We start from the raw sequence: 19061 nt of genomic DNA on the forward strand, positions 1-19061 counted from the left end.
ATGGCTGGAACAATGTCGGCCACTTTTTACGGTGTTTTCCGAGGGGGCTTAGGTGCAGGTTCAGGGTCATTACGAGCTCCGGTTCGAAGCGGTACGTGAAGCGTTTGCCGCGTTGTTCGATGACCCGCAGGAGCGTGGCGCCGGGCTCTGCATCCAGGTCGGCGGCGAAACCGTCGTTGACCTGTGGGCCGGTACCGCCGACAAGGACGGTACCGAGGCCTGGCACAGCGACACCATCGTCAACCTGTTTTCCTGCACCAAAACCTTCACCGCTGTCACGGCCCTGCAACTGGTGGCCGAGGGCAAGTTGCAATTGGACGCGCCAGTGGCCAGGTACTGGCCTGAGTTCGCTGCTGCCGGCAAGGAAACCATTACGCTGCGCCAGTTGCTCTGCCATCAGGCCGGGTTGCCGGCCATCCGCGAGATGCTGCCCACCGAAGCCTTGTATGACTGGCAATTGATGGTCGACACCCTGGCAGCCGAAGCCCCCTGGTGGACGCCGGGCCAGGGCCATGGCTACGAGGCGATCACCTACGGTTGGCTGGTCGGCGAATTGCTGCGCCGCGCCGATGGGCGTGGGCCGGGTGAGTCCATTGTGGCGCGGGTGGCACGGCCGCTGGGGCTGGACTTCCACGTGGGCCTGGCCGACGAAGAGTTTTATCGTGTTGCACATATCGCGCGCAGCAAAGGCAATATGGGCGATGAAGCCGCGCAGCGTTTACTGCAAGTAATGATGCGCGAGCCCACCGCCATGACGACGCGGGCATTTGCCAACCCGCCGTCTATTCTCACCAGTACTAATAAACCTGAATGGCGACGCATGCAGCAGCCGGCGGCAAATGGTCACGGTAATGCGCGTAGTCTGGCGGGTTTTTATAGTGGTTTGTTGGACGGTAGTTTGTTGGAAGCCGACATGCTCGAAGAATTGACCCGTGAACACAGTATCGGGCCGGATAAAACATTATTGACACAAACCCGCTTCGGGCTGGGCTGCATGTTGGACCAGCCGCAATTGCCCAATGCCACGTTCGGCCTTGGCGCCCGTGCGTTCGGGCATCCAGGCGCGGGCGGTTCGGTGGGTTTTGCCGACCCTGAGCATGATGTAGCGTTTGGTTTCGTGACTAATACATTGGGGCCTTATGTACTTATGGACCCACGGGCACAGAAGTTGGTCAGAATATTGGCCGGTTGTCTGTAAACCCCTTGCTGTTTCACATTTTTTTGTTACAAAGGCAACTATAAGAAGACGCTGAACGAAATGACGTAACTTTAATGTTCTGTAAGCGTCTGTTTAATGGGTCATCGAGACCCCCGTTTCTTTTCTCATTTTGTGGATATCTCATGTTATCGAACAAGTCCTTGGCACTGGCGCTTTGCCTCACTATTACCGGTTGCGCACAAACTCCACAAAATGATGCCGAGGGTGGGCATTGGTGGTCATTTGGGTCGGATAAGGCCACGACCAAGGACGCAGTGACCCAAACCGACGCCAAGCCGGATGCCAAACCCGCTGCCGGCGCCAAGCCTGCCGCACCTGTAGCTGCTGCTGCGCCTGTCGCCTCCGCGCCAGCGCCGGCCGCCAAGGCTGAGACCGGTTCCAGCTGGTGGCCGTTCTCCTCCAAGAGCGCCGACGAGAAGGCCGCTGATGCCAAGGCTGACCTGAAAGCCGACCTCAAGGCCGCGACCCCGGCTCCAGACGCCGCGCCTGCCGTCGCCAAGACCGACAGCGAAACCCACTGGTGGTGGCCGTTCGAAAGCAAACCCAAGCCATTGGCCAAGGTCGACGTGACCAATGTGCCAATGCCTGACCCGAAAATCACCCAGGCCTGGTTGGACGACTACGAGCCGCGCCTGCGCGCCGCCATCAAGGACAGCAACCTGCAACTGGAACGTCGCGATAACGTACTCGTGGTGATTGCTCCGGTAGACGGCTCCTACAACCCGAAACGCCCGGCGATGCTGCTGCCGGTTACCCTGGGGCCGTTCACTCGCGTCGCCAAGGCGGTTGAAGCCGATCCAAAAACCGCCGTGCTGGTGCTGGGCCACGTGGATGCCACCGGTACCGCGCCTGCCAGCCAGGCGTTGACCAAGGAGCGTGCGCAGTCCATTGCCTCGATCTTCAGCCTCAGCGGCCTGAAACAGGACCGCCTGATGCTGCGTGGCATGGGTGACCTGATGCCACGTGCCGCCAACGACAGCACCCAGGGCCGCGCGCTGAACCGCCGCATGGAAATCATGTTCACCCAGCGCACTACCATGCTGGCGCTGTTGAGCAAGTATCAATCGGGCAAGACCCCGCCTGTAGCCGAAATGGTTGCGGTGCAGAACGTTCCAGCCCCGGCCCCCGCCGCCAAGACCCAGGCTAAAAAGGCACCCGCGGCTAAAAAGGCGGCTGCCAAGCCCGCGGCTAAAAAAGCCCCGGCCAAGCCCGCTGCGAAGAAACCGGCCCCGGCCAAGGCCAAGGCTGCTGCACCGGCTGCGAATGACCAGGCAAAAAACTGATCCGCTGAACCAGAAGGATAAAGCCGCATGACCCAGGCACTGGCCGATATGCGCCGTGACTACACACGGGACGGTTTGAGCGAGGCCCAGGCCCCGAATGAGCCGTTTGCGTTGTTCCACCAGTGGTTTGCCGATGCGGTGAAGACCGAGCAGCCACCGGTGGAAGCCAATGCCATGACCCTGGCTACGGTCGACCAGGACGGTCGCCCGCACTGCCGCATCCTGCTGCTCAAGGGCCTGGATGCACAGGGCTTTACCTTCTTCACCAACTATCAGAGCGCCAAGGGCGAACAGCTCGCGGCGCGGCCGTTTGCGGCCATGACCTTCTTCTGGCCGACCCTGGAGCGCCAAGTGCGTATTGAAGGACGGGTGGTCAAGGTGACGCCTGAGGAATCCGACGCTTATTATCAGGTCCGCCCCCTGGGCAGTCGTTTAGGCGCCTGGGCTTCCCCGCAGAGCCAGGTCATTCGTGACCGTGAAGAACTGCAGGACCTGCTCAAGGCCACCGAACAGCGTTTCAGCGATACCCAGCCCGACTGCCCCGAGCATTGGGGGGGCTATCGCCTGCTGCCGGAGCGTATCGAGTTCTGGCAAGGCCGCGCCAGCCGCCTGCATGATCGCCTGAACTACCGCCTGCAAGGGGCCGCATGGTCCCGCGAACGCCTGGCGCCCTGAGCGGCACCTTTCGTCACCCCACTGGAATGATATCGATCACACCGAAGTCTCTGTTGAAGAGGTTTCGGCTGTGTACTGTTGTGCGGCGTTCGTCAGCCACTGCGGCAACTCGTTTCGCTTGATCTTCGAGATCCGCGCCTGCTCCAGTTGTTGCAGCATAAAGGCACGCTTGTGCAGGTCGTCTCCCGCCAGGGACAGTGCCAGGTCGCGGTCTATCCAGCGTCTGATCCGCAGGTACAGCCAGCCATGGAAGTACAGGCCGGCGACGGTAGTGACTACAATGATGAAATAGTCCATGAAGTTCCTGGTTACGATGAGAGTGCTACCGTTGGTCGGTATTTTGGCTACGGGCAGTCTGTACTGAGGCTGAATGAAAGCAATTTCCTGCCGGGCTTGTCGTGACAGGCGTCAAGCTGCAGCGTCTAATGAATACCTGTCCTTTGGAGTTGATGCTATGCGTAAGTCCGTTTTACTGGTTGCCTGCTTTACCACGCTGTCGTTGCTGCTGGGTGGCTGCGCCTCGAGTCTGACCGGCGACTCGTACTCCCGTGACGAAGCGCGTCGTGTACAGACCGTTCGCATGGGCACCATTGAATCCCTGCGTCCGGTAAAAATCGAAGGCACCAAGACCCCAATCGGCGGCGCTGCCGGCGCGGTCATCGGTGGTGTTGGCGGCAGCGCCATCGGCGGTGGCCGTGGCAGTATCGTGACTGCCGTGATCGGCGCCGTTGCCGGCGGCCTGCTGGGTTCGGCCACCGAAGAAGGCCTGACCCGCACCCAGGGCGTGGAAATCACCGTTCGCGAAGACGACGGCAGCATGCGTGCCTACGTGCAAGCCGTGCAGGAAAATGAAATCTTCCGCATCGGTGATCGCGTCCGCATCATGACCGTTGATGGCACCAGCCGCGTTACTCGCTGACCGGTAAGCAGCAGGCAAAAGAAAACCCCAACCGGGTGACCGGTTGGGGTTTTTTATGGGCTGTGTTTCAGTCGGCTCAGGCTTTTTTGCGACTCGCCATCGCCGTCACCCCATACCCGATACACGCCGCAAGTATCGATCCGGTCAGGATCCCCATTCGATCCTCCCCGGCAAACTCACTGGCACCCGGCACAAACGCCAGGGAGCCGACGAACAGGCTCATGGTGAAGCCGATGCCGCACAGGATCGCCACGCCGAAGACCTGGCCCCAGTTGGCGCCGCTGGGCAGCGCGGCAAGGCCGGTCTTGATGGCCAGCCAGGTGAGGCCGAACACGCCGACGGTCTTGCCGATCAGCAGGCCGGCGGCAATGCCCATGGGCACGTGGTGGGTGAAGCTTTCCAGGCTGACCCCGGTGAGTGACACCCCGGCGTTGGCGAAGGCGAACAGCGGCAGGATGCCGTAGGCCACCCACGGATGCAGGGCGTGTTCCAGTGTAAGCAGCGGCGAGGGCTCGGCATTCCTGGTGCGCATCGGGATGCAGAACGCCAGGGTCACGCCGGCCAGGGTGGCGTGCACGCCGCTCTTGAGTACGCACACCCACAGGATCAGGCCGATGATCAGGTAGGGACCGAGCTTGATCACGCCCAGGCGGTTCATTGCAATCAAGGCGACCAGGCAGGCGCCCGCGCCGGCCAGGGCCGCACCGGACAGGTCGGCGGAATAGAACACTGCAATAACAATGATCGCGCCCAGGTCGTCGATGATGGCCAGGGTCATCAGGAACAGCTTCAACGACACCGGCACCCGCTTGCCCAGCAGTGCCAGGACGCCCAGTGCGAAGGCGATGTCGGTGGCCATCGGGATTGCCCAGCCGGAGAGGGCGGCGGGGTAGTCCTTGTTGATCGCCCAGTAGATCAGCGCCGGCACCACCATGCCGCCGATGGCGGCTGCGCCGGGCAGCACCACTTGCGAAGGCTTGGACAGGTGGCCGTCAAGCAGCTCGCGCTTGACCTCCAGGCCGATCAACAGGAAGAACAGGGCCATCAGGCCATCGTTGATCCACAGCAGCGCGGGCTTGGCGATTTGCAGCGCGCCAATCTGGGCCACCACCGGCACGTCGAGAAACGCGCCATACAGGTGCGACAAGGGAGAGTTGTTGATGATCAGCGCCAAGGCGGCAGCGGCGATCAGCAACAGGCCGCTGGCGGCTTCCAGCTGGAAGAAACGGGTAAAAGTGCTACGCAGAGGCAAGGGATGCTCTCCAATCCAGGTTCAATAGGTGGGTACCCTAACCCGTACCGTTAGTTGTTAAAACAAAAGTTATATTCTTATTTGTTATAAGAGAAGGGGTAGGGTGGCGTAGCGCCAAAGCCTAGCAATTGTGTGTCCAATTAAGTCGTCACTGTATCTGTGTGCAGTGTAGGAAACATCCTAAGATCGGTACTGAAATCCTTAGAGTTCTTCCTTATGAGCGACCACCGTCCCTGGGCCCGCGAAGCCATTCGCATCATCGAAGCGGACTTCCAGCGCAGTGCTGACACGCATCTGATTCCGTTACCGCTGCCGGGCCTGCAGGGCATCGAGTTGTACTTCAAGGATGAATCCAGCCACCCTACCGGCAGCCTGAAGCATCGGCTGGCCCGTTCGCTGTTCCTGTACGCGCTGTGCAATGGCTGGCTCAAGCCAGGCGCGCCGGTCATTGAAGCATCCAGCGGCTCGACGGCGATTTCCGAAGCGTATTTTGCCCGGCTGCTCGGGGTGCCGTTCATTGCGGTGATGCCCGCCACGACATCCCAGGAAAAGATCGCGCAGATTGCCTTCTACGGCGGCAAAAGCCATCTGGTACAGGATCCCACGCAGATCTACGCCGAGTCCGAACGTCTGGCCCAGGAAAGCGGCGGTCATTTCATGGATCAGTTCACTTATGCCGAGCGTGCCACCGACTGGCGGGCGAACAACAACATCGCCGAGTCGATCTTCCAACAGATGCGCTTTGAGCGGCACCCGGAACCGAGCTGGTTGATTTCCAGCCCCGGTACCGGCGGCACCACTGCCACGCTGGGTCGCTATGTGCGTTATCGCCAGCACTGTACCCGCGTGTTGTGTGCCGACGCCGAGCGCTCGGTGTTTTTCGATTTCTACCAGAGCGGTGACGCCAGCCTGCGCCTGGACTGTGGTTCGCGGATCGAAGGCATTGGCCGGCCACGGGTCGAAGCGTCGTTTCTGCCCAAGGTGATTGATGCGATGGTCAAGGTGCCGGATGCGCTGTCGCTGGCGGCCATGCATTACCTGGCTGAGCGCCTGGGGCGACGTGTCGGTGGTTCCAGCGGGACCAACCTGATTGGCGCATTAATGGCGGCGCAGCAGATGAAAGCGGCTGGGGAGTCAGGTTCGATCGTGGCGATCTTGTGTGATGGGGGCGAGCGGTATGCAACGACCTATTACGACCAAGCGTGGTTGGCGGGTCAGGGCTATGCGCTCGAGGGGTTGATCGCGGCCGTGGCGGCCAGTGTGGAGCAGGGCGAGCCATTACCCTCCAGCATCCTGCGCGCAAATATCTGACCCGACGCAAACCAAATGTGGGAGGGGGCAAGCCGCCTCCCACATTTAATTTGCGCTGTTCTCAGGCCTCGATACCCAACATATCCCGCGCCAACGCCTCGGCAATCCGAATACCGTCGACACCGGCCGACAGAATCCCACCCGCATACCCAGCGCCTTCACCGGCCGGGAACAGGCCTTTCACGTTCAGGCTCTGCATCGATTCGTCACGGGTAATCCGCAGCGGCGACGAGGTGCGCGTCTCGATACCGGTCAACACGGCATCGTGCAGCGAGTAGCCCTTGATCTGTTTCTCGAACGCCGGCAGTGCTTCGCGGATCGCTTCGATGGCGAAGTCCGGCAAGGCCAGGGCCAGATCGCCCAGGGCCACGCCTGGCTTGTAGGACGGTTCCACACTGCCGATGGCCGTGGACGGCTTGCCGGCGATAAAGTCGCCGACCAACTGTGCCGGGGCCTCGTAGTTGCTGCCGCCGAGGATGTAGGCGTGGGACTCCAGGCGCTCCTGCAACTCGATACCCGCCAGCGGGCCGCCTGGGTAATCCACTTCCGGCGTGATGCCGACGACGATGCCGGAGTTGGCATTGCGCTCGTTACGCGAGTACTGGCTCATGCCGTTGGTCACGACACGGTTCGGCTCGGAGGTCGCTGCCACCACGGTGCCACCCGGGCACATGCAGAAGCTGTAGACCGAACGGCCGTTCTTGGCGTGGTGCACCAGCTTGTAGTCGGCGGCGCCCAGCTTCGGGTGCCCGGCATATTTGCCCAGGCGCGCGGCGTCGATCAGCGATTGCGGGTGTTCGATCCGGAACCCCACCGAGAACGGTTTGGCTTCCATGTAGACGCCACGGCCATGGAGCATGCGGAAGGTGTCGCGGGCGCTGTGGCCGAGGGCCAGGATCACATGTTTGGAGAGGATCTGTTCGCCACCGTCGATGACCACGCCATTCAACTGGCCGTCTTCGATCAGCACGTCGGTCACCCGTTGCTCGAAGCGCACTTCACCGCCCAGGGCGATGATCTGCTCGCGCATGTTTTCCACCACGCCGGTCAGGCGGAAGGTGCCGATGTGGGGTTTGCTGACGTAGAGGATTTCTTCCGGCGCGCCGGCCTTGACGAACTCGTGCAGGACTTTGCGACCGTGGAATTTCGGGTCCTTGATCTGGCTGTAGAGCTTGCCGTCGGAAAAGGTCCCGGCGCCACCTTCACCGAACTGCACGTTGGACTCGGGGTTGAGCACGCTTTTGCGCCACAGGCCCCAGGTGTCCTTGGTGCGCTGGCGTACTTCCTTGCCGCGTTCGAGGATGATCGGCTTGAAGCCCATCTGCGCCAGCAACAGCCCGGCGAAGATACCGCACGGGCCAAAACCGACGACCACAGGCCGTTCGACCAAGCCTTCCGGGGCCTGGCCCACGACCTTGTAGCTGACGTCCGGCGCCGGGTTGACGTTGCGGTCATCGGCGAACTTGAGCAGCAGGGCGGCCTCACCCTTCACATTGAGGTCAATGGTGTAGATGAAGCACAGCTCCGACGACTTCTTGCGTGCGTCGTAGCTGCGTTTGAACAGGGTGAAATCGAGCAGGTCATCACTGGCGATGCCCAGGCGCTGCACGATGGCAGGCCGCAGGTCTTCTTCGGGATGGTCGATGGGCAGCTTGAGTTCGGTGATTCGTAACATGACGGGATCCGGTAGGCGGCGGGCAGAGAGGCCGGCTGTTTTGCAAACCGGCGATTATAAGCCTCAATGGCGGTTTTCCGACATGTTAAAACAGCGCAGGGTCTAATCAGTCGTCCCGCGAGCCGCCGAACGACGCGCAACCACGCTGTACCTGGCCATTGACGCGTAACTCGGCAGTCATGTGTTGCAAGCTGCCGCTGACGCTGTCGATGCAACGCTGCGGGGCCACCCACAGTTCGATGTGCTGGTTATTGGCTTCGGTCATCAGGTTGAAACGGCCGTCGCCCATTTGCTCTTCGACGTACGGCACCGCCAGAGGTGGCTGGCCTTCGCGTTCCAGCACCATACCCTTGGCCGTGACATTCATCGCCCAGGCCGGTTTGTGGCCGTTGGCCCGCAGGATCATGCGCTTGAAGTCCGGGTCGTCGCAGGCCGAGGTCGAGCGTTCCATGCGGTAGAGCTGTTGCAGGTCTACCGAACCCTGGGTGCCGCTGGCGACCCCGGAAAACTGGCCGCGCAGGTCGGCAAATAACGCGCCCTGCTGGCCGGCCAGGGAGGCGGCCTCCTGCAGGATGCTGGTGCCGCCGGTGTCGTTGACCACGTAGTTGCGTTTATCGTTGCACGGCTGGAACAGCAGCTTGCCACCCACTGCGGTGAGTTCACCCTGCATGCGGGTCATCCCGGCGAGAGACGGCTTGGCCGGCTCGCTTTCGAACATCTGGCAGGCGGCGAACAGGGGGAGCAAGGCAAACAGGGCGAGGGTACGGGCGGCGCGCATATCGGGTCTCCAGACAAGTGCCGCCACGTTACGCAGGCTGGCGCTGCATCACAAGTACGGGACACAGTTTGAATACCTGTTCTCCGCGCGTTGGGAAATCAGGCGGTGCAAAGGGGGATGTTTCCTATAGTTAGGGCAGATACGTCGTGAGAAAGTCGAGATCTTTGGGTCGGAGATTGCCATGAACATCAAATGGAGCCTGTGCGTTCTCCTGCTCTGGGCGAGTGCGGCCTGTGCAGACGAGCCCGCCCGGCTCGTCTACTGGTCGGCCACCGACTTCACGAAGATCTCGGTGACGCTGAAAAAACCTGAAGACCCCGACCCGTCTCGCGTTGAAGTCAGTGTCACGTTGAGTCCAGAGGCCAGGGCGAGGACCCAATCCATTACGCTGCTGGCGTATCAGAAGTACCTGACACTCTATGTGGACGGCTACCGGCTGAATACGTCCAGGGTTCAAGGCCAGCTGGGCGGGGAGTTCGTGATGTCTGCCCCGCGCGCGCTGGTGAATGAATGGATGTCTCAATTCTCACGTGAGGCCGTCGCGTCTCAACCGACGATGTAGGTCTGACCTGTCTGCAAGCCTTCCACGCTTTTGGCGTAGGCCAACGCCACGTCGGCGCCGGTCGCCGGCTTGTAGCCACGGAAGTACGGTGCGTAGCTGTCCATGGCTTCCAGCAGGACCGTCGGGCTGACGGAGTTGATGCGCAGGCCACGTGGCAATTCGATTGCAGCGGCTTTGACGAACGCATCCAGCGCGCCATTGACCAGTGCCGCCGAGGCACCGGTACGGATCGGATCGCGGTTGAGAATGCCGCTGGTGAAGGTGAACGAGGCTCCATCGTTGGCGTATTCACGCCCGATCAGCAGCAGGTTGACCTGGCCCATCAGCTTGTCCCGCAGGCCGAGTTCGAAGTCGCTGTCGTGCATGTCACCCAGCGGCACGAAGTTCACGCTGCCTGCCGCACAGACCAATGCATCGAACTTGCCGGTTTGTTCGAACAGCCGGCGGATCGAGGCGCTGTCGCTGATGTCCACCTGGAAGTCGCCGCTGCTGCGACCGATGCTGATCACGTCGTGACGCTGGGCCAGTTCTGCGTTGACCGCAGAGCCGACAGTGCCGCTGGCGCCAATCAAAAGGATTTTCATGGTGCTGTTCCTCCAGAGGTAAGTGAAGGTTCAGTCTAGTGTGGCTTTTCTGATGGATAAACGCGCTAATAGGCAACCTTTGGTTTTCAAATGGAAACAATCCATGAGCGAGATGGATGATCTGGCGGCCTTCGCAGTACTGATCGAGGCGGGCAGTTTTACCGTGGCTGCCGAGCAGTTGGGCTGCAGCAAGGGGCAATTGTCCAAGCGAATCAGCCAGTTGGAAGCGCAGTACGCCGTGGTGCTGTTGCACCGCACCACGCGCAAGCTCAGCCTCACCGCTGCCGGTGCGGCCTTATTACCCCAGGCCCAGGCGTTGGTGGTGCAAGTGGATCGCGCCCGCCAGGCCTTGGCGCGGCTTAAGGACGACCTGGCCGGGCCGGTGCGCATGACGGTGCCGGTGTCGCTGGGCGAAACCTTCTTCGATGGCTTGTTGCTGGAGTTTTCCAAGCAATACCCGCAGGTGCAGATCGAACTGGAGCTCAATAACAGCTACCGGGACCTGGCGCGGGACGGCTTTGACCTGGGTGTGCGCTCGGGGGCGATTGAAAACGAGCGCCTGGTGGCCAAGCCGTTGCTGGCCTGGAAAGAGATGACGTGTGCCAGCCCGGCTTACCTCGAGCAATATGGCGAACCCCAGACCCCGGCAGACCTGGCCGCACACCGCTGCCTGCTCAACAGCCACTACAGCGGGCGTGAGGAATGGTTGTACCACCAGCAGCACGAATTGCTGCGGGTGCGGGTCAGCGGCACCTTCGCCTCCAACCACTACAACCTGCTGAAAAAGGCCGCCCTGGTGGGGGCCGGCATCGCACGCCTGCCGTCCTACGTTTTGCCGGCGGAACTGGCTGACGGCCGATTATGCTGGCTGCTGCGCGATTATCAGACGCGGAGCCTGCCGATGTACCTGGTCCATCCTTACCAGGGCGGGCTGCCGCGCCGCACCCAGGTATTGGCCGACTACCTGGTGGACTGGTTCAAGCGCAGCGGTGAGGCACTGGATCGGCTTTAACGGTAGCGGCGCGCAATCAGGTGGTCGATGGACAGGCTGCCCGGCCCTTTGGCGAGCAACAGCAACAGCAGCGCAATCCAGGTGCCGTGGGTGGGGTAGGCGTCCGGGTAGACGAACAACTGAATGACCAGGGTCATGCCGATCAAGGCCAGGGCTGAGAAACGCGTGGCCAGGCCCACCAGGATCAGCACCGGGAAAAAGTGCTCGGCAAACGCCGCCATGTGCGCGGCCACTTCCGGTGACAGCAATGGCACGTGGTATTCACTGCGAAACAGCGGCAATGTCGAGGCGGCGAGTTTGGGGGTACCGAGTTCGAACGTGCCGTTGATCAGGTCAATGGCAATGCCTTCGACCTTGGTTTGCCCGGATTTCCAGAACACTGCCGCAATGGAGAAGCGCGCGACAAACGCCAGCAGGCTGTAGGGGATTTTCTCGAAAAGTGCGATGGCCTGTCTGATCAGGCACGAAGAGGACGTGTTCATGGCGATACCTGTTGTTCTGGGAGCGGATGAGTGAGGGCGTCGTGGTTGATCAGCAGCGTGAGGCATTGGTGCAGGTCGAACTCGGCGCTGGCCTCGAGGGCATTGGCGACGGCCATTTCCAGCGCCGAGCCGCGTTTCAGGCTATTGATAAAGGCGACCGAGCCGCCGTCGATGGCGAAGACCTTGACATTCAACCCTTGGCGCAACACCAGTGCGCTCTGGGCATGCCAGGGATCCAGGGTGGCCAGGGCGCCCTCGGTCTGGTGTGCCGCCCACACCGCCACCACGGCGTAGGCGGAGTTCAATGTGCCAACGGACGGGTGCAGTTGCAGATGCAGCGCCCCCGGCTTCGTGTGGGCCTGCAGTTGTTGCAGAACGGCTTGCGGATCCACCACGGTTGTATCCGCTGCGTGATAAGCGCGAACCCGCAAGCGTTCCAATCGGGCGACATCGGCCAGGTAGGGCACGCTGGCGGCCGGTTCAAACCCTTGGATAAAGTCGGCGAATGTGCCGCCGTACTCGCTGATCAACGGGCTGGCGGGCGGGTAGGCCTGGACGAAAATGCCGGCCATGGCGCGGAAAAATTCATCGCCGACCAATTGCGCGGTTACGGGGTATGCGGTTGCCAGCGCATTGATCAACGAGTTGTGAACATTGTTGCGATACACCGCAAAACGACTGGCCGGGTCGGCCCCGTTGCTGCTGAACAGGCCGTCGGGGCAAGGTAGACCGGGCGCCAGCAAGGCGCTGGAAAAGGCGTCGTGAAGGCTCATGGGCGGACCTGCGATAAGTACCGTTCAGCGTGCTGGGCTTCCGCGCATAGCACGCTGAAGGCCGGCACTTGGTTGTCGCGCTCGATCAGGGTCGCGACCGGACCCGTCAGCGCGAGCACGTGTTCATACAGCAGCCATACCGCGTTATCGATGGGTGCGCCGTGGTCATCGATCAGCAGGCGATCGCCCAGGCTGTCGGTGTCTTCGGCGAAGCCGGCCAGATGAATCTCACCCACGGCGCGCAACGGTAGGGCGTTGAGATAGGCCAGTGGGTCGCGCTGGTGGTTGATGCACGACACGTAGACGTTGTTCACGTCCAGCAGCAGGCCGCAGCCGGTGCGGCGGATGATCTCGCCGATGAAGTCGGTCTCGTCCAGGGTCGAGCGCTGGAACTGCAGGTAGGTCGAGGGGTTCTCCAGCAGCATCGGCCGCTTGAGGGTGCACTGTACCTGGTCGATGTGCTCGCAAACTCGACTCAAGGTGGCGGCGTCATAAGCCAGGGGCAGCAGGTCGTTGAGAAACGCCGGGCCGTGGCTGGACCAGGCCAGGTGTTCGGAAAAGGAGTGGGGTTGGTAGCGTTCGATCAGTGCGGCCAAGCGCCCCAGGTGTTCACGGTTGAGCGGGCCTTCGCCGCCGATGGACAGGCCCACGCCGTGCAACGACAGGGGGTAACGTTCGCGAATCAACCCCAGGTAGTGATGAAACGGGCCGCCGGCCACCATGTAGTTTTCGGCGTGCACTTCAAAAAAACCGATATCGGGCGAAGTATCGAGCACTTCCTTGAAGTGCTCGTTCTTCAGGCCCAATCCGGCCCGATTGGGGAGCCTTGGCACCTGAACCGGTGAGACTGTGGACAGGCGTGAAAGCGTCATCATCCGTACTCCGGCCGGGGAGGGGTCAGGACTTGGCGGTGAAGGCGGCTTCCTGGCCGAAACCGGTCGGCGAGGTGGAGCTTGGGGTTTGGGTGCAGGTGCCGGCCGGGACCAGTTTCCAGGCGTTGGCCTGATCCTTGGTTTTCGAGGTGCCGGCGCAGGATGTGCCGGCACCGGCGGCGCAATCGTTCTTGCCGGCTTCAGCGACGCCGAAGCACTTCTGCATGTCGTCGGCAGCGTGGGCGGTGGTGGTCAGGGCGGACAGGCTCAAGGCCGAACTCAGGGCGAGGACGAGGCTAGCAGCGGACAGTTTGGTGGTCATGATGGATCTCCAGCAGTAGGTTGAGGAGCGGGCTTGAATGCCTGCTTGCACCACTAGAGGCGGGAGGGGGATGTTCGTTACAAGGTCAGACTAAATAATTTCAAACAATGCAAAAAAATGTGGGAGGGAACTTGCTCCCTCCCACATGAGATCCGGCTTATCCAGCCACCGTCTCTTAGCCGCCCAGGTACGCCTCACGCACCTTCGGATCGGTCAGCAACTGCTCGCCAGTGCCCTGCATCACCACCCGGCCGTTTTCCAGCACGTAGGCGCGGTCAGCGATTTTCAGCGCCTGGTTGGCGTTCTGCTCCACCAGGAACACCGTTACACCGTCCTTGCGCAGTTGTTCGATGATGTCGAAGATCTGCTGGATGATGATGGGGGCCAGGCCCAGTGAAGGTTCGTCCAACAGCAACAGCTTGGGCTTGCTCATCAGCGCGCGACCGATGGCGAGCATTTGCTGCTCGCCGCCGGACATGGTGCCGCCGCGCTGGCTGAAGCGCTCCTTGAGTCGAGGGAACAGGTGCAGCACCTTGTCCATCTGCTCCTGGTAGTCGCCCTTGTCGGTGAAGAACCCACCCATGGCCAGGTTTTCTTCCACGGTCAGGCGTGAGAATACCCGCCGGCCTTCCGGCACCACGGCAATGCTCTTGCGCATGATGTGCGACGACTGCTGGCCCACCAGCTCTTCACCCATGTAGCGGATGCTGCCGCTGTGGGCCTGCGGCGAGCCGCACAAGGTCATCAGCAAGGTCGACTTGCCGGCGCCGTTGGCACCGATCAGCGTGACGATCTCACCCTGGCGCACTTCGACGTTGACGCTGTGCAAGGCTTGGATCTTGCCGTAGAAAGTGGAAACGTTTTCGAATTGCAGCATTTTACGCTTCCCCCAGATAGGCTTTGATCACTTCAGGATTGTCGCGGATCTGCTCCGGCGTCCCGTCCGCCAGCGGCGTGCCCTGGTTGATCACCACGATATGGTCGGAAATGCTCATGACCAGTTTCATGTCGTGTTCGATCAACAGCACCGTGGCGTTGTTTTCCTCACGCAACACGCCGATCAGCGCCTTGAGGTCTTCGGTTTCCTTGGGGTTCAGGCCGGCGGCCGGTTCGTCGAGCATCAGGATCCGCGGACGGGTCATCATGCAGCGAGCGATTTCCAGGCGACGTTGCTGACCGTAGGCCAGGGTGCCGGCGGGGCGGTTGGCGAACTCGGTGAGGTTGACCTTGTCCAGCCAGTACGCAGCGTACTCCATGGCCTCGCGCTCGCTCTTGCGGAACGCCGGGGTCTTGAACAGGCCCGCAAAGAAGTTGGTGTTCAGGTGACGGTGCTGGGCGATCAACAGGTTCTCGACCGCCGTCATGTCCTTGAACAGCCGTACGTTCTGGAAGGTGCGCACCACGCCCTTGCGGGCGATCTCGTGGCCGGCCAGCCCCTGGATCGGCTGGCCGTCCAGCAGGATGCTGCCGCCACTCGGCTTGTAGAAGCCGGTGAGGCAGTTGAACACCGTGGTCTTGCCGGCACCGTTGGGGCCGATCAGCGCAACCACCTGTTTCTCTTTCACGGTCAGGGCGACGCCGTTGACCGCCAGCAAGCCGCCGAAGCGCATGCTCAAGTTTTCGACTTTCAGGATCTCGCGGCTCATTTGCGCAGCTCCATGTGTGGACGTTGCATGGGCAGCAGGCCTTGAGGTCGCCAGATCATCATCAGCACCATCATGGCGCCGAACATCAACATGCGGTATTCGCTGAACTCACGCATCATTTCCGGCAGCAGGATCATCACGATCGCCGCCAGGATCACGCCCAGCTGCGAGCCCATGCCACCCAACACGACGATGGCGAGGATGATCGCCGACTCGATGAAGGTGAACGACTCCGGGGTCACCAGGCCTTGGCGAGCGGCGAAGAAGCTGCCGGCAAAACCGGCGAACGCGGCACCCAGGGTGAAGGCGGAGAGCTTGATGATGGTCGGGTTCAGGCCCAGGGCACGGCAGGCGATTTCATCTTCGCGCAACGCTTCCCAGGCACGGCCGATCGGCATGCGCAGCAAGCGGTTGATCACGAACAGTGCCGCCAGCGCCAGCAACAGCGCCACCAGGTACAGGAACACCACTTTGCTCACCGGGTTGTAGTCGATCCCGAAGTACTCGTGGAAGGTCTGCATGCCTTCGGCAGCGGTGCGGTCGAACGACAGCCCGAAGAACGTCGGCTTGGGGATGCTGCTGATGCCGTTGGGGCCACCGGTGATGTCGGTCAGGTTACGCAGGAACAGACGGATGATTTCCCCGAAGCCCAGGGTCACGATGGCCAGGTAGTCACCGCGCAGGCGCAATACCGGGAAGCCCAGCAGGAAGCCGAACGTGGCCGCCGCCATGCCGGCCAGCGGCAGGCAGATCCAGAAGCTCCAGCCCAGGTAGTGCGACAGCAGCGCGTAGGTGTAGGCACCCACGGCGTAGAAGCCCACATAACCCAGGTCGAGCAGGCCGGCCAGGCCCACTACGATGTTCAGGCCCAGGCCCAGCAACACGTAGATCAGGATCAGGGTGGCAATGTCGACCGCACCGCGCGAGCCGAAGAACGGCCAGATCAGCGCGGCCACGATCAGGCCGATGATGATGTAGCGCTGGGTGCGCGGCAGGGTCAGGAATTGGCTGACCTTGGGCGAGACCAACGGGCCACGGTTGCCCTTGAACAGGGCACCGACCTGCTGGGTGAACAGCACGCGCAGGAACATCAGCACCGAACACAAGGCGATGATGGTCAGCGTCACGGGGCCGGTGCCATGCACTTCCAGGTTGATGCCGACAATGCTCAGCTTGAGGCCGAGTACCGGGAAGGCCACCGCCCACACCAGCAAGGCGCTGAAAAACGCCGATTTAAGATATCTGCTCATACTTTCTCAACCTCCGGACGGCCCAGGATGCCGGTCGGACGGAACAACAGCACCAGAACCAACAGGCCGAACGCGACGACGTCCTTGTATTGGTCGCCGAAAATATCGGCACCAAACGCCTCGGCCACCCCCAGCACCAGGCCGCCGAGCATCGCGCCCGGGATACTGCCGATGCCGCCCAATACCGCTGCGGTAAAAGCCTTGAGGCCTACCAGGAAACCGGCGTTGGGGTTGATCACGCCGTACTGCATGCTCAGCAGTACCGCCGCGACGGCTGCCAGTGCGGCACCGATCACGAAGGTCAGGGCGATGATGTTGTTGGTATTGATGCCCAACAGGTTGGCCATCTTGATGTCTTCGGCGCAGGCCCGGCAGGCGCGCCCCAGACGGGAGCGGGAGATGAACAGGGTCAGGCCCAGCATGGCCACCAGGGTGACGACGAAGACCAGGATCTGCATGTAGGAAATCAACACTTCTTCCGCACCGCCCGGACCGAAGGAGAAGCTCCCCGGGATCAGGTTGGGGATGGATTTATCCTTGGAGTCCTGGGACAGCAATACGGTGTTCTGCAGGAAAATCGACATGCCGATGGCGGAAATCAGCGGGATCAAACGGTTGCTGCCACGCAAGGGACGGTAGGCAACGCGCTCGATACTGTAGCCATAGGCACTGGTTACGACGATCGACGCCAGGAACGCGGCGGTCATCAACAGCGGCAGGGAGTGGATACCCATCATGGCCAGCCCGGCAAGGGTAATGAAGGCCACGTAGGAACCAATCATGTATACCTCGCCATGGGCGAAGTTGATCATTCCAATGATGCCGTAAACCATTGTGTAGCCAATGGCTATCAAGGCATAGGTGCTGCCAATGGTCAGCCCATTAACCAGCTGTTGGGAAAAATGATAGATCTCAGGCATTACAGCGCTCCTAAAAACCCGATACGCATTTCACTGGTGGAGTCATGTTCCGGCCCGTGCTGTGTTCTGTGAGCACATTTGCACAAAGCGTTTGCCAGCGAACCGCTGGTGACGGTTTTAAGATTTTCAGGTGAGCCAGCGCCCGGATCGCGGGTGACAGGCCCATAAACCTCGTAAAACAAAGCCCACTGCTCTCACAGTGGGCTTGTTGGACCAGTAACGCCTGGCTTACTGAGGGGAAACTTCGGTTTTTGGTTTGCCGAAGTGCCATTCGTAGACCACGAACTTGAAGTCCTTCAGGTCGCCCTTGGCGTCGAAGCTCAGGTCGCCGGTAGGGGTCTTGAAGGTGCCCGCGTGGATGGCTGCGGCCACTTTGGCGGTGTCTTCGCTCTTGGCAGTCTTGATGCCCTCGGCGATGACTTCAACGGCCGAGTAGGCCGGGAACACGAACGGACCGGTTGGGTCCTGCTTGTTCTTGGCGAACTCTTCAACGATGGCTTTGTTGGCCGGGTCGGTATCGAAGGATTTAGGCAAGGTCACCAGCAGGCCTTCGGAGGCGCCCTGGGCGATTTGCGAGATGGAGTCGTTGCCGACGCCTTCCGGGCCCATGAACTTGGCGTTCAGGCCTTTTTCCTTGGCTTGGCGCAGGATCAGGCCCAGCTCCGGGTGGTAGCCGCCGTAGTAGACGAAGTCGACGTTGGCTTGCTTGAGCTTCTGGATGATCGAGGAGAAGTCTTTGTCGCCGGCGTTCAGGCCTTCGAAGACGGCAACCTTGGTGCCTTTCTTCTCGAGGGTCTGCTTGACGGCGGTGGCGATGCCTTCGCCGTATTGCTGCTTGTCGTGCAGGACGGCAACGATTTTCGGCTTCACGTGGTCGGCGATGTAGTTGCCGGCCGCCGGGCCCTGGGCGCTGTCCAGGCCGATGGTGCGGAAGATCAGCTTGTAGCCACGGGCGGTGATTTCCGGGCTGGTGGCTGCCGGGGTAATCATGATCACGCCTTCGTCTTCATAAATGTCGGACGCTGGCTGAGTGGAGCTGGAGCAGAGGTGACCGACCACGAACTTGACGCCGTCGTTGACCACTTTGTTGGCTACGGCCACGGCTTGTTTAGGGTCGCAAGCGTCGTCGTATTCCTTGGCTTCGAGCATTTTGCCGTCGACGCCGCCCTTGGCGTTGATGTCGGCGATGGCCTGCTTGGCACCCATGAATTGCATGTCGCCGTATTGCGTTACAGGACCAGTCTTTGGACCGGCGATGCCGATCTTGATGGTGTCGGCTGCGAACGAATGGCCGGCAACCCCAGCCAGGACCATAGCGGCAAACAGTTTGGAAATCTGCTTAGTAGCCTTATTCATAGTGCTCCACTCTTACTGTTGTATTTTTTATAGTTCTAGCGGCCTTGTGAGCTGCAGAACCGGATCGGATATCTCGGATATCCCCCGGCAGTGCCCTGGCAACTGTACCGGTACAGTGTAGAGCGCCGGTTGATCGCTTGAAAAGCTGGCTGCCGGGGGCAAAAGCCGGG

The 19061-nt window shown here is 61.2% G+C and carries 21 protein-coding genes; 7 read left to right on the forward strand and 14 right to left on the reverse strand.

The window, feature by feature from the left end:
• Positions 1–52: 52 nt before the first annotated feature.
• From NIBR502773_RS22155 to pdxH, 3 genes are all read left to right on the forward strand, one after another.
• Positions 53–1198: a serine hydrolase domain-containing protein gene (locus NIBR502773_RS22155; RefSeq protein WP_141156937.1), complete on the forward strand. Its 1146-nt coding sequence runs from the start codon at positions 53–55 to the stop codon at positions 1196–1198.
• A gap of 143 nt (positions 1199–1341) precedes the next feature.
• Positions 1342–2502 carry an OmpA family protein gene (locus NIBR502773_RS22160; RefSeq protein ID WP_141156938.1) on the forward strand — a complete coding sequence of 387 codons (1161 nt, stop codon included), beginning with the start codon at positions 1342–1344 and terminating at the stop codon, positions 2500–2502.
• Positions 2503–2529: 27 nt separating this feature from the next.
• Positions 2530–3177, forward strand: coding sequence for a pyridoxamine 5'-phosphate oxidase (gene pdxH, locus NIBR502773_RS22165; protein ID WP_115485784.1), 648 nt, complete (start codon positions 2530–2532; stop codon positions 3175–3177).
• A gap of 36 nt (positions 3178–3213) precedes the next feature.
• On the opposite strand, the gene NIBR502773_RS22170 is transcribed toward pdxH, so the two are convergent.
• On the reverse strand, positions 3214–3474 hold the full coding sequence (locus tag NIBR502773_RS22170; protein ID WP_115485785.1) for a hypothetical protein: 261 nt from the start codon (positions 3472–3474) through the stop codon (positions 3214–3216).
• 157 nt (positions 3475–3631) lie between these two features.
• Here NIBR502773_RS22170 and NIBR502773_RS22175 point away from each other — a divergent pair, with 157 nt between their 5' ends.
• Entirely contained in the window at positions 3632–4096 is a 465-nt protein-coding gene (locus NIBR502773_RS22175) for a glycine zipper 2TM domain-containing protein (RefSeq protein WP_003189251.1), read from the forward strand.
• A gap of 76 nt (positions 4097–4172) precedes the next feature.
• Here the strand turns inward: NIBR502773_RS22175 and nhaA are convergent, their stop codons facing one another.
• The gene (gene nhaA, locus NIBR502773_RS22180; protein WP_065938804.1) at positions 4173–5348 is read right to left on the reverse strand and encodes a Na+/H+ antiporter NhaA; all 1176 of its coding nucleotides are present in this window, start codon (positions 5346–5348) and stop codon (positions 4173–4175) included.
• 216 nt (positions 5349–5564) lie between these two features.
• Between nhaA and NIBR502773_RS22185 the strand changes: the two genes are divergently transcribed.
• Positions 5565–6659 carry a PLP-dependent cysteine synthase family protein gene (locus NIBR502773_RS22185; RefSeq protein WP_141156939.1) on the forward strand — a complete coding sequence of 365 codons (1095 nt, stop codon included), beginning with the start codon at positions 5565–5567 and terminating at the stop codon, positions 6657–6659.
• 61 nt (positions 6660–6720) lie between these two features.
• On the opposite strand, the gene NIBR502773_RS22190 is transcribed toward NIBR502773_RS22185, so the two are convergent.
• Together NIBR502773_RS22190 and NIBR502773_RS22195 are read right to left on the reverse strand one after the other, a co-directional pair.
• Positions 6721–8334 (reverse strand): NAD(P)/FAD-dependent oxidoreductase, encoded by a 1614-nt coding sequence (locus NIBR502773_RS22190; RefSeq protein WP_092487710.1) that lies wholly within the window; start codon positions 8332–8334, stop codon positions 6721–6723.
• A gap of 106 nt (positions 8335–8440) precedes the next feature.
• Positions 8441–9112, reverse strand: coding sequence for a COG3650 family protein (locus NIBR502773_RS22195; RefSeq protein ID WP_115485787.1), 672 nt, complete (start codon positions 9110–9112; stop codon positions 8441–8443).
• A gap of 181 nt (positions 9113–9293) precedes the next feature.
• On the opposite strand from NIBR502773_RS22195, the gene NIBR502773_RS22200 reads away from it, so the two are divergent.
• Positions 9294–9674, forward strand: a complete 381-nt coding sequence (locus NIBR502773_RS22200) for a hypothetical protein (protein WP_177414149.1) — start codon at positions 9294–9296, stop codon at positions 9672–9674.
• On the opposite strand, the gene NIBR502773_RS22205 is transcribed toward NIBR502773_RS22200, so the two are convergent.
• Entirely contained in the window at positions 9659–10258 is a 600-nt protein-coding gene (locus NIBR502773_RS22205; RefSeq protein WP_115485789.1) for a short chain dehydrogenase, read from the reverse strand. The genes NIBR502773_RS22200 and NIBR502773_RS22205 overlap by 16 nt on opposite strands.
• A gap of 103 nt (positions 10259–10361) precedes the next feature.
• Between NIBR502773_RS22205 and NIBR502773_RS22210 the strand changes: the two genes are divergently transcribed.
• The gene (locus NIBR502773_RS22210; protein ID WP_141156941.1) at positions 10362–11270 is read left to right on the forward strand and encodes a LysR family transcriptional regulator; all 909 of its coding nucleotides are present in this window, start codon (positions 10362–10364) and stop codon (positions 11268–11270) included.
• On the opposite strand, the gene NIBR502773_RS22215 is transcribed toward NIBR502773_RS22210, so the two are convergent.
• The 9 genes from NIBR502773_RS22215 to NIBR502773_RS22260 form a co-directional block, all read right to left on the reverse strand.
• Positions 11267–11752, reverse strand: a complete 486-nt coding sequence (locus tag NIBR502773_RS22215) for a DoxX family protein (RefSeq protein ID WP_141156942.1) — start codon at positions 11750–11752, stop codon at positions 11267–11269. The two genes, NIBR502773_RS22210 and NIBR502773_RS22215, sit on opposite strands and share 4 nt — an antisense overlap.
• The gene (locus NIBR502773_RS22220; protein ID WP_141156943.1) at positions 11749–12525 is read right to left on the reverse strand and encodes a DNA-binding domain-containing protein; all 777 of its coding nucleotides are present in this window, start codon (positions 12523–12525) and stop codon (positions 11749–11751) included. The genes NIBR502773_RS22215 and NIBR502773_RS22220 overlap by 4 nt, the downstream gene beginning before the upstream one ends.
• Positions 12522–13400 carry a DUF692 domain-containing protein gene (locus NIBR502773_RS22225; RefSeq protein WP_141156944.1) on the reverse strand — a complete coding sequence of 293 codons (879 nt, stop codon included), beginning with the start codon at positions 13398–13400 and terminating at the stop codon, positions 12522–12524. The genes NIBR502773_RS22220 and NIBR502773_RS22225 overlap by 4 nt, the downstream gene beginning before the upstream one ends.
• Before the next feature lie 22 nt (positions 13401–13422).
• On the reverse strand, positions 13423–13719 hold the full coding sequence (locus tag NIBR502773_RS22230; protein ID WP_027604425.1) for a DUF2282 domain-containing protein: 297 nt from the start codon (positions 13717–13719) through the stop codon (positions 13423–13425).
• Positions 13720–13894: 175 nt separating this feature from the next.
• Positions 13895–14596 carry an ABC transporter ATP-binding protein gene (locus tag NIBR502773_RS31160; protein ID WP_017844798.1) on the reverse strand — a complete coding sequence of 234 codons (702 nt, stop codon included), beginning with the start codon at positions 14594–14596 and terminating at the stop codon, positions 13895–13897.
• Between the two features lies 1 nt (position 14597).
• Positions 14598–15365: a high-affinity branched-chain amino acid ABC transporter ATP-binding protein LivG gene (gene livG / locus NIBR502773_RS22240; protein ID WP_027604424.1), complete on the reverse strand. Its 768-nt coding sequence runs from the start codon at positions 15363–15365 to the stop codon at positions 14598–14600.
• Positions 15362–16615, reverse strand: coding sequence for a high-affinity branched-chain amino acid ABC transporter permease LivM (locus tag NIBR502773_RS22245; RefSeq protein WP_065938814.1), 1254 nt, complete (start codon positions 16613–16615; stop codon positions 15362–15364). Before NIBR502773_RS22245 ends, livG begins: the two co-directional genes overlap by 4 nt.
• On the reverse strand, positions 16612–17535 hold the full coding sequence (gene livH, locus NIBR502773_RS22250) for a high-affinity branched-chain amino acid ABC transporter permease LivH (protein ID WP_141156945.1): 924 nt from the start codon (positions 17533–17535) through the stop codon (positions 16612–16614). The genes NIBR502773_RS22245 and livH overlap by 4 nt, the downstream gene beginning before the upstream one ends.
• A gap of 228 nt (positions 17536–17763) precedes the next feature.
• Positions 17764–18891 carry a branched-chain amino acid ABC transporter substrate-binding protein gene (locus NIBR502773_RS22260; RefSeq protein ID WP_065938815.1) on the reverse strand — a complete coding sequence of 376 codons (1128 nt, stop codon included), beginning with the start codon at positions 18889–18891 and terminating at the stop codon, positions 17764–17766.
• Between the last annotated feature and the right edge of the window lie 170 nt (positions 18892–19061).

This window comes from Pseudomonas sp. NIBRBAC000502773 (assembly GCF_006517195.1).
GTDB lineage: Bacteria > Pseudomonadota > Gammaproteobacteria > Pseudomonadales > Pseudomonadaceae > Aquipseudomonas > Aquipseudomonas marginalis.